Genomic DNA, 10,989 nt, shown 5'->3' with positions numbered 1-10,989 from the left:
CGGATGAGGGAGCGACAAGTGACCCCGGAGCCCCGCCGCCATCCGTACGCGGAGCGGCAGGACGTCGTCGAGGAACTGCACGGTCTGCGCGTCCCCGACCCGTACCGCCGGCTGGAGGACGCCGAGTCACCCGCGACACTGAGCTGGGGCGCGGAGCAGGAAGCGCTCTACGAGGCGGAGCGGGCGTCCTGGGCGGACCTGGAGCACTGGAAGGCGGAGGTGGCGGCGATCGACGCCGTGGACCGCGCCCGGTCGCCCAAGGTCCGCGGCGGCAGGGTCTTCTGGCTGCGGCAGGACGCCGGCCAGGAGCATCCGGTCCTCATGGTGGCGCAGGCAGGGACGGACACGACGGAACGGGTGCTGCTGGACCCCAGTGCCCTCGATCCGTCCGGACACACCGTGCTCGACACCTGGGAGCCCTCCGTGGAGGGCGATCTGCTGGCCTTCCAGATGTCCCGCAACGGCACGGAGGACTCGCTGCTCCGGGTGCTCGACGTGGCCACCGGGAAGGTCGTCGACGGGCCGGTGGACCGGGTGCGGAGGTCGTCGATCGGCTGGCTGCCCGGCGGTGAGGCGTACTACTACGTCAGAAACCTCGACCCTCGGCTGCACCCCGGCGAGGGGCGCTACCACCGCCGGGTGTGGCTGCACCGGGTCGGTACGGACCCCGAGACGGACGCGCTGGTCTTCGGTGAGGGGCGGGACAAGACCCGGTTCTACAGCGTCTCCGTCACCGCGGACGGCCGCTGGCTCGGCGTCACGGCCACCCTCGGCACCGGCCGCGGCACCGATCTCCACCTGGCCGACCTGTCGGCGGGGCCGCTCGAACGCCCGGAACTGCGGCCCGTCCAGGAGGGCATGGACGCCGCCACCCGCCTGTACGCGGTGCCCGGCACCGGCCCGCGGGACCTGGTGTGGCTGCGCACCGACCGCGACGCCGCTCGCGGACGCGTCGTCGCGTGCCGGCCGGCCGAACTGCGCCTGGGCCCCGGCGCCTGGCGCGAGGTGATCCCCGAACGGCCCGACGCGGTGCTGACCCACCTCGTCGTGCTGTCCGGTCCGGAGCTGAAGCACCCGCTCGGCCTGGCCGCCTGGACCCGCGACACGGTGGCCGAGATGACCGTGCACGACCTGGTCGAGGGCCGGCAGATCGCCACGGTCCCGCTGCCCGGCACCGGCGCGGTCGGCGACTTCTCGGCCGGGCCGCCCGGCAGTCACGAGGCCTACTTCGCCTACACCGACTTCGTCACACCGCCACGGGTGCTCCGCTTCGACGCCCTGACCTGTCGTGCGACGCGCTGGGAGCGCGACGCCCCGGACGTCCCGGGCGTCGGCGGCGCGGTCACCCGCCAGGTCGCCTTCCCCTCGCGGGACGGCACGACGGTGCGCATGTTCGTGATCTCCCCCACCGGCCGCCCGGACGTGCCGCGCCCCGCCCTGCTCACCGGCTACGGCGGCTTCGGCAAGACGATGTCGCCCCGGTACCGCGCCCAGGTCCTCGCCTGGGTCAGGGCCGGCGGGGTGTTCGCCTGGGCGGGCCTGCGCGGCGGCGGCGAGGAGGGCGAGGCCTGGCATCTGGCGGGCAGCGGGAGGAACAAGCAGAACACCTTCGACGACTTCGCCGCGGCCGGCGACTGCCTGATCGCGGAGGGCTGGACCGAGCCGGGCCGCCTCACGATCATGGGCGGCTCCAACGGCGGGCTGCTGGTGGGCGCCGCCCTCACCCAGCAACCGGGGAAGTACGCCGCCGTGGTGTGCATGGCCCCCCTCCTGGACATGGTCCGCTATGAACGGTCCGGCCTCGGGCCCAGCTGGACGCCGGAGTACGGCAGCGCGCAGGACCCCGCCCTGCTGCCGACGCTGTTCGGCTACTCCCCCTATCACCGGGTGACGCCCGGGACCGCCTACCCGGCGGTGCTGCTGGTCGCCGCGGACGGGGACACCCGGACCGATCCGCTACACGCCCGCAAGATGTGCGCTGCGCTCCAGTACGCCTCTTCCGGCACCGGTCCGGTGCTGCTGCGGCTGGAGCGCGGCGTCGGGCACGGCGACCGGTCCGCGTCCCGCGCGGTGGCCCTGCAGGCCGAGTGTCTCGCCTTCCTGGCGGAGCAGGTGGGGCTCCCGGCCCCGGCACGTCCTGGTCCGGCGACCCCCTGAAACGCCGGCTCCGGCCGCCCGACGGGGGCGGCCGGGGCCGGTCCGGGAACAGCGGTGGTCCGTGGCCGCACCGGCCCGGGGCGCCGCTCAGCCGCAGGTCGGCACGGGGGTCCCGAACCCCGAGCCGCGCGCGTACATCCGTATCAGGTGCGGCAGTTCGTACTGCGCCGCGTGCGCGGTGACCTCGCCGCAGGGCGAAGTCACCATTCCGGCGTCGATGAGCGCCTCCACCACCCGTACGGCGTGCCGCTCGTCGCAACCGAGGGCCTCGGCCGCCTCCGTCAGGCCGAAGGGACCCTCCCCGGTGCCCGCGGCGAGCCGTCCCGCGTCCCGGCCCCACTCCTCCGGCAGCGCCTCCCAGCCGTCGGCCAGCCACCGCCGGACGGACACGTCCCCGGAGGTCAGTTCGTCCAGCGCCCCTGCGGGGTCGGCGAGCCGGTCCGCGAACTCCCGCAGCGGCACGTGGCGGAGCACCGCGAGCCGCATCCCGCTCACCCGGACCGCCAGCGGCGATCCGCCGCAGGCGCCCACGATGCGCAGTGCGGCCTCCCGGTCGGCCCGCACCCGGCCCTGGCCGACGAGCCTCGCGAGCAGTTGCACCGACTCGGCGGTGCCGAGCGGCGGGACGGAGACCCGGTGCACGGGTGCCAGGCCGCCCAGCTGGCCGCGCGCGGTGAGCAGCACTCGGCCCCGCCCGCCGCACGGGAGCAGCGGTCGTACGGCGCGTTCGTCGGGCACGTCGTCGAGGATCACCAGTACCCGGTGCTCCGCCAGCCACTCCCGCCACGCCTCGGGCCCGGACAGCCCGACCTGGCCGGTCCGTTCACCGAGCTCCGCGAGCACCGTCGACAGCGAGCGGGTACGGCCGTCCGCGTCCCGCAGGGAGACGCAGAGCCGCCCGTCGGCGAACCGGTCGCCGAGCAGATGGGCGGCCCGCACCGCCAGCGTGGTCTTCCCGGCCCCGGCGGGGCCCGACAGCAGGACGACGCGGCCGGCGCTGTCGTCCTCCAAGAGGTCGACGAGGTGCCGCAGTTCCTCACCGTGTCCGGTGAAGTCGACGAGGTCGGGCGGCAGGACGGCCGCCGGCCTCGCGGCCGCGCCCGCCCCGGTACGGGCGTCACCCGCGAGGATCATCCGGTAGCGGGCCGCCATGGCGCCGCCCGGCTCCAGGCCCAGTTCCCGGGCGAGGAGCTGCCGGTAGTCGTCGTACGCCGCAAGTGCCTCGGCCTGCCGGCCGGATGCGCTCAGCGCGCGCATCCAGGCGGACCGGAGCCGCTCCCGGAGCGGGTGCCGTTCCACCAGGTCGCGCAGCCCCTCGACCACCGCCGGAGCGCCGCCCAGCTCCAGCTCGGCCTCCGCCCAGCTCTCGTAGGCCGTCAGATGGCGCAGCTCCAGCCGCTCGGCCTCCTCGGCCAGCCGGGGGGACTGGCACAGGTCGTCGCCCAGCGGCGGCCCCTGCCACAAGTCGAGGGCCTGACGCAGGAGTCGGGCGGCCGGGCGGGACCCCTGCTCCTGTCCCTCTGCGGCCCGCACCAGGGAGCGGAACCGCAGGAGGTCGAGCTCGTCCTCCGCCACGCGCAGCACGTATCCGCCACCCGTGTGGGTGAGCCGCGGCCGGTTCTGGTCGTCGTCCGCGAGCAGGGCGCGCAAGGCACTCACGTACACCTGGAGGTTCTTGCGGGCGGTGCGCGGGGGTTCCTCCTGCCAGACCGCGTCGGTCAACGCGTCGACGGAGACCGGATGGTTGGCGGAGCCGAGCAGGGTTGCCAGCACGACCCGCTGCTTCAACGGGCCGAGGGGCAGCGCCCGGTCGTCCCGGTGGACCGTGAGCGGGCCGAGGACGGAGAACCGGAGCGTGCCGGGTGGCGCTGCGGGCTGCGCGAACGGACGCGGCATCGAGCGAACCTCCGTGGGGTGACGGGAGTTGGTCGGTCCACTCCATGATCCGCGGCCCGTACCCGTCACACATCGGTGCCGGGCCCGCACAGTCACGCCGCCCGTGACCCTCTCATGGGGGACCGGGCCCCCATAGAGACGGGAGAGTCCCCCCATCCCCAGGGCCGGGCCGGGCCGGCTACGTGTCCGCGCACTCCGCCGACAGGGCGCACAGTGCCGAGCGGTCCGCGGAGCCGGTCTTGCTCATCAGGCTCGCCATGTGCTTCTCCACCGTTCGGGGCGAGATGCACAGGCTCTGGGCGATCTGCTGGTTGCCGGGGCGCTCCGCGAGCAGCACGAACACCTCGTACTCGCGCGGTGTGACGCCCGCGGTGCGCAGGCTCGCGGGGATCCGCTCCCGGCCGCCCCGGCGCTGCGGGACGCTGACCCCCGCCTGTCGCAGGGCGGCCCGGCAGGCCCCGGCCACCGGCAGCACGCCCGCCTCGTGGAAGTACTCCTCAGCGGTCCGCAGCCAGGCGACCGGCTCACCCCAGGAATCGGCGAGCGCCGCCTCGGCGGTCAGCCGCAGGGCGAGATGCCACGCCTGCGGGAACACCGTCGCCGCACGGCCGGCCTGCTCGACGGCGCGCTGCGCACCGTCCGGGTCGCCGTCCCGGCCGCGTAACACCGCGTCCGCCATGCCGAGGAACATCCGGTTCCAGGCCAGCTGCCCGCCCGGCGAGGCCAGCGCCTCCCGGTACGCCTCCCGGCCGGCTTCCTCGCCGTCGAGGATCCGTAACAGGGGGGCGAGTCCGTACCGGCCGCTGAGGTAGAAGAAGCTCGGGTGCTCCCGCTCCCAGGCCAGCGCCGCGTCGAGCTCGGCCTTCGCCCGTTCCCGGTCCTCCCCCATCAGCGCGCCCACGGCCTGGCACAGTCCGCGTTGCAGGGGCACGAGCATGGACTCCTCGCCGCCCGCCCGGCGGAACCGGACCAGGGCACGTTCCTGCTCGCGGGCCCGCCCCTGGTGGGCGGCGAGCGTGGCGTCGACGAGGAGCAGATAGCGGTGCGTCGAGAGGTTCTGGAGGCGGGCGCTGGCCTCCACCGAGCGCTCGACGATCCCCCGGGCCCGGTCCCATCGCCCACCCAGCACGCTCTGCATGGCGAGCAACCCGTCGACGGACTGGAGCAGGGCCAGCGAACCGAGTTCGTGCGCCGCCGTGCGGGCGGTCTCCAGCCGGGTCGCCTCACCGGTCCGCATGAACGCGTTGGTGCCGAGCCGCACGAGTGCCTCGGCCCGGTATACCGCGAGCCGGTGCTCCTCGGCGACCGCCAGCATCCGTTCCAGGCAGGCGTCGGCCTCGTCGAACCCGCGCTCCCGGGACAGCATGGCCAGCAGCTGCCACGCCTGGCAGGCCACCACGGGCCGGCCGCGTTGCTCCGCGGTGAGCGCGGCCCACCGGGCGGAACGTTCCTCCTCTTCCAGCCGCTCGCGGCCGTCCTCGCCGCCCGGGTCCACCGGACCGCGCCCCCCGCCCCGGCCGTCCCGCTCCGGCAGCAGCGCGAGATGGCCCTCGACCACCGCGAGCGCCGCCTCCTGCTCCGGCCGCGGGGCGACCCCGAGCAGGGCGCGGGCCGCCCGGATCCGGCGGCGCGCCTCCCCCTGCTGCTCGGCCATGGTCGCGACCCACGCCACCTGCGTGTGTGCCTGCGCCCGTTCCTCCGCGGCACGCGATCCGGCGGGTGCCGGCGGAAGATCGTCGAGCAGCGCGGCCGCCTCGTCGAGCCGCCCGGACTCGGCCTGGGCGATCGCCAGCTGCACCGTGACCTCGTCCCGCTCCTCGTCGGCCGCGAGCCCCCGGGCGCGCTCCAGCAGCACGGCGGCCGAGCCCGACGCACCGGCGTCCAACATCTGTCGGCCGACCTGGGCGAACTGCCGGGACGCCGCCACCTTGTCGCCCGCCGCCAGCCGCAAGGTTGCCACCAACTGGCGCTGATCCCCCGAGAGTTCGCCGGCCGACTCCTCGATGGCCGAGGCCGCGCGCCGGGCCAGCGCGGCCTGCTCGGCGGGCGGCAGCGAGGCCCTGAGCGCGTCCGCCGTCAGGACGTGACGGAACGTGTAGTGGTCGTGGGCGGCCCCGTCCGGGGCGATGATCCCCACCTCGGAGGCCGACCGGAGGTGGGCGAACAGCGCCCGGTCGTCGAGTCCGGTCACCGCCCTGAGAGCGCCGACGGAGAACCGGCCGCCGAGCGTCGCCGCGACGAGCAGCAGGTCACGCACCGGCTCGTCGAGCCGGTCCAGCCGGCGCGCCCAACTGCGGACCGCGCCCGTCGGTACCGTCGCCTCGCCGTGCTCCGCGAGCTGCCACCCGCCGTCGGCCCTGCTCAGCCGTCCCGTGTCCAGCAGATCGGCCAGAAGCACCTCCACCAGGTACGGGTTCCCGCACGCCCACTGCCAGAGGTGCCGATGCGCGGCCGGGGGCACCTCACCCGGTCCGACGTCCAGACACGCGGCCGCCATGTCCCGTACGGCGGCCTCGTCCAGCGGCCGCAGCTCCCTCAACGAGGCGGTGTTGCGCAGCTCGGCGGCGAGCGCGAGGTCCAGCGCCGGGCCGGGGTCGGGCCGGAGCGTGCCGACCAGGAGGACCGGTAGATCCGCCACGTTGTCGACGACGTATTCGACGACCGCGATCGTCTCGGTGTCGGAGTCGTGCAGGTCCTCCAGCAGGATCACGCAGCCCCGCTCGCGGCCGAGCACCGCCAGCAACCTGAGGAGCGCCTCGGCCAGTTCGACCAGCGAGATCGCGTATCCGGGCGCCACCGTGCCGGCCCGCCACTCGGGCACGAGGCCGGCCAACGCGGGCCGGTAGGGCTGGAGTTCCGGGTCGTCCGGAGCGCCCGCCGCCCGGAACCGCGAGGACAGCGCCTCGACCAGCGGCCGGAAGGGCACGACGAGCCCGGTGGACGTGGCGCGGCCGCGCAGCACCGGCATGTCCCGGTCGTACGCGCGTAGGGCGGACTCGCCGGCCAGCCGGGACTTGCCGATCCCCGCCTCGCCGACGAGGAACACCGCCCGTCCGGCACCCTTCCCGACGCTCTCCAAGGCCTCGTCCAGCAGTCGGATCTCGGCGTCCCGCCCCACGATGACCGACGACGTCGCTCGCATGGGCGCAGGCTACTTGATCTTTTTCGCGCGCGGCAGAGGGCCTGGGAGGCCCCCGGCCGCCGCTCGATCCGTCAAGGTGTCATACCGGCCATGTCACCGGGCGACGTACGCGTCCGCTCCTCAGAACAGCGTGAGGGAGCCGGTGGTCCAGGGCACGTCCACGGAGGCGGCGGCGTCGGAGTCCGACGTCCTGAGCAGTCGGCTGCGCAGTCCCAGCATGCCGCTCGCCCCTAACATCACCTCGCCCACCGGGTGGTCGTGGGCCGCGGTGTCCGCGCCGACGCTGCTGTCGACGTACCTCACCGAGTCGTTGATCTGCATGGTCATCGTCCGTCCTTCGTATCCGCGGGTGTGGTGGTCGTGATGAGGCGTGGGGTGGTGTGGGGTGGTGCGGTGTGTCCCGTCGATCGGTCGGGATGCTCCGTGGGAGAACACCGCGGACGGCGGCGTCCGTGATGCCGGGGGGCGGTCGGGCGGCGGGCGGCGGGCCCGTCGTCCGGATCAGTCCTCAGCCGGGCGTCTGCAGGAGGAGCAGCGACGGCACGCGCTCCGGGAACCCCGCCCGGAGGAGTCCGTGCCCGATCCCCGCCAGCCCGGTCAGCAGACCGGGATGCGGAACCCCGTCCGGAGCGCCGCTGCGGGCACCGGTCTCCTCGACGGACGCGAGGAGCGCTCCGGCCCGACGGATCCAGTGCGGGCGGACCTCCGGGACGGCGCTGTGGCCCAGGAGTTCACACAATCCGGCCTCGCCGTGGCAAAGACTGTCGTCGGCGGCCGGCCTGTCCCGGCCGAGCCCTTCGACGGTCCTGCGGGACCAGGCCGCGAGGTGCGGGTCGTCCAGGGCGCCCGGCGCGTCCAGCACCGCGAGCGCGATGCCGGCGCGGCCCCCGCACCAGGCCGAGGCCCGGGCAACGTAGGCGGGCCCGTCGGCCGGTGAGCGTACGGAGGCACCCCCGTGGCCCCCCGGACCCGGACCCGGGCCCGCGTCCGGTTCCCCGCCCACGGCCGCCCGCAGCGCGGACAGGCCCGCGAGCCGGTACCGCTCACTGCCGTCGGCGGCCCCGCCCCCGAACCCCGCCGCCGCCCCGCCCCCGCACCCCTCGGTGGTCTCGGCCTCGGCGAACCGCAGCAGGGCCCAGCCGAGCCCGGCGGCCCCCGTCGTGAAGCCCCGCCCGCCGGCCGTGGGATCCACCGCGGCCAACCGGTCCGCGCAGGCCCGCGCGTCCCGCCAGGTCGCCTGCCGCTCGTCCCGGGCACCGGCACCGGCCCGGTGGGCGGCCAGCAGTGCGGCGAGCCCGCCCGCGACGCCCGCGCCCACCCCGTGCTCCTCCTCGGACAGAGCCGCCGCGCCCGCCAGCCGCAGCATGGCCAACGCCCATGAGCCGACCTCCGGATCGTCCAGCAGCCGTGCCGTCTCGGCGAGCGCGTACGCGATGCCGCCGAGGCCGGAAAAGGCCCCCGAGCCCACCGCGCGGAGGTCCGCGGGCCGGGCGCGCAGCGCGTCGAGCAGCCCGGGCACGGGCGCCAGGGCCGTACGGGCCACCTCCGCGTAGTGTCCGGCACCGGTGAGCGCCGCCAGCTGGGCCAGGAACAGGGCCGGCCCGGTGTACCCGCCGGCCAGGTCGGCCGGCATCGGCCCGATCCGCCAGTAGCGGTCGTCGAGGAGCTCCAGGCCGATCCAGTTGCTGCGCGGTCCTTCGCGGTACGCGAGGGAGACCAGCCGGTCCCCGACGGACCGGGCTGCCGACAGCAGCCGCTCCGGCTCCGGGGCGCGCTCCGCCGTCCGGGTGCGCCGGTCCTCGACGGGCCGGTGCACGGGCGCGCGGGAGGCCGTCGCCATCGCGGCCCGCACGATCCACTCCTGGTCCTGGCGGTCGACCGTGTCCAGGGCGGCGAGCCGCGCGGCGACTCGGGCGATCCCGGACAGGTCCGTTCGGCCGGCCAAGGGCCGCTCCGGCGCGCCCCACAGGCGGTCCCGGCCCGGACGGGCGGTGAACACCGGTACGTCGCCCGCCCAGAGCTGGGCGATCTCCTCGTCGACCAGGTCGGGCGCGTGGACCGTCCCGAACACGTCGGTCCGCAGGGTCTCCAGAACCCGCTGCCGCTCGGCCGCGTCCTTCAGCAGATCGGGGTGCGTCGACTCGTCGAGCAGGGTGCTGTACACCCAGGTGGGACGTACCACCACCCGCACCTCGTCCTCGGCGAACGCCTTCAACAGGGCCGTCTCGTGCAACAGTTCCCCTCTGGCCGCGCCGATCGCCGTGTACCCGGCGCGGAATCCGGCGCACAGTGCCTCGATGTGGGCCGCCGGCTCGATGGACCCGCCATCCGCGAGACGTGGCCGGTTGGCGGACTCGCCGAACTTCCCGGCCCTGCGGACCAGGCGCATCCGGTCGGTGCCGGCGTCGGCCCAGTCCGCCCGGACGACGGGCGACACCGCTTCGCGGCCGCCGCCGACCGCGGACACGTCCAGGGCACTGTGGTCGCCCACCAGCAGCTGGGGCAGCAACCCGACTCGGTACACGGAGTCATGGAGCGCGCGGGCGGCGGGGTCCTCCGTGTCGGTGCCCGGCAGCGGCGGGTGGAACAGGGTCTCCACGTCGACGAGCACCGGGTGGGCGCCGGCGGCGATCAGGTTCTCGTGGTGCAGGTCGGTCCCGTCGATCAGGTGCAGCAGCGCCAGCAGCGCGCCCTGGCGGCGGTAGAACGTCTCGATCTCCGCGACCGAGGCGCAGGGCCCGCCTGCGACGAACTCCACCCACCCGTAGTCGCCCCGGTCGAGCAGCCGCAGCGTACGAAGGTCCACGGAGCCGGGCAGTCCGTTGAACCAGGCAACGAGGTCGTTGAAGTGGTGGTGCGCGGAGAGGGGCCGTGGCTTGTACACCAGCCGGGTCCCGTCGGCGAAGCGCAGCAGCATCACGCTCCGTCCGCCCCGGTGCCCGTCGCCGGCGCCCGGCTCGACGCCCACGAGCAGCCCCGGATCCCCGCCGGACTCCTCCAGCAGACCGGAGGTCAGACGGGCGTGGTCGTCCGCCAGCCGCTCCAGCGCCTCCGCGACGGCGTCCGCCGCGTCGAGGGCGGCCCGCCCCAGGATCCTCGCCAGCACCGGCCGGCCGGCCAGCAGGGCCGCCAGTCCGCGCCGGGACGCGGTACGCCCCAGGAAGTCCCGGAACCGGGCCCGCGTGTCGTCCCCGTCGAGCTGCCCGGCGCTCCGCGCCTCGTACAGCTCCAGCACCAGCGTCCGCGCCGCTGCCCGTGCCAGCCTGCCGCTGAGGTGCCTCTCCAGATCCTCCCGCACGGCGGTCATGTCCACGAGGCCCCGCGCCCGCCCCGACAGGCCCCGCTCCAGCCGCTCCCCCGCGCAGACGGTGAACGGCCGCAGCACCCACTCGAAACCGCTCAGCCCCGGATGGTGCCCCTCGGGCGCCACGGCCTCCTGCGGCGCCTCAGCCGACGCCTCTTCGGCGAACGCGGCCCAGTCCGGCCGCCCTTCACCCCCGCCACCGCCGACGAGCCCGGCTCCCCACCACCGCTCGACCGCCGACAGCGAATCCCCGGCCCGCACCTGCCCCTGCCCCTGCCCCGCCACCATCGCCGCTCCCCGCCCCGACCCACCGCTCCGTGCCACGCACGATCCTGGTACGGGGGGTGCCCGTCCCGCATGGGGGAGAGTCCCCCATGTTTTCCCCACCCGGCCCGGGATCCCGGCCAAGCGCCCACATCGGTGGGATACCGGTCGCATGCCGCCGCCGAACCGAATCCATACCTCCCCGCCCTAGCGTCTGGCACGACCG

The 10,989-nt window shown here is 75.4% G+C and carries 5 protein-coding genes; 1 reads left to right on the top strand and 4 read right to left on the bottom strand.

Translation table 11 applies throughout. The features are described from left to right. The first annotated feature begins 18 nt into the window (after positions 1-18). Positions 19-2,157, top strand: a complete 2,139-nt coding sequence (locus ACZ4VT_RS14295; protein ID WP_467949432.1) for a prolyl oligopeptidase family serine peptidase — start codon at positions 19-21, stop codon at positions 2,155-2,157. 87 nt (positions 2,158-2,244) lie between these two features. On the opposite strand, the gene ACZ4VT_RS14290 is transcribed toward ACZ4VT_RS14295, so the two are convergent. The 4 genes from ACZ4VT_RS14290 to ACZ4VT_RS14275 form a co-directional block, all read right to left on the bottom strand. Then, on the bottom strand, positions 2,245-4,053 hold the full coding sequence (locus ACZ4VT_RS14290) for an AfsR/SARP family transcriptional regulator (RefSeq protein ID WP_467949430.1): 1,809 nt from the start codon (positions 4,051-4,053) through the stop codon (positions 2,245-2,247). 178 nt (positions 4,054-4,231) lie between these two features. Next, positions 4,232-7,195, bottom strand: a complete 2,964-nt coding sequence (locus ACZ4VT_RS14285) for a helix-turn-helix transcriptional regulator (protein ID WP_467949428.1) — start codon at positions 7,193-7,195, stop codon at positions 4,232-4,234. Positions 7,196-7,315: 120 nt separating this feature from the next. Beyond that, complete coding sequence (locus tag ACZ4VT_RS14280; RefSeq protein WP_362806652.1) at positions 7,316-7,522, bottom strand: hypothetical protein; 207 nt, start codon at positions 7,520-7,522, stop codon at positions 7,316-7,318. A gap of 181 nt (positions 7,523-7,703) precedes the next feature. Beyond that, positions 7,704-10,787 (bottom strand): type 2 lanthipeptide synthetase LanM family protein, encoded by a 3,084-nt coding sequence (locus ACZ4VT_RS14275; RefSeq protein WP_467949426.1) that lies wholly within the window; start codon positions 10,785-10,787, stop codon positions 7,704-7,706. Positions 10,788-10,989 lie beyond the last annotated feature (202 nt).

This window comes from Streptomyces sp. NPDC029164 (assembly GCF_055563995.1).
The sequence above is the reverse complement of the archived record's forward strand: the minus strand, read 5'-3'. Positions and strand labels throughout refer to the sequence as shown.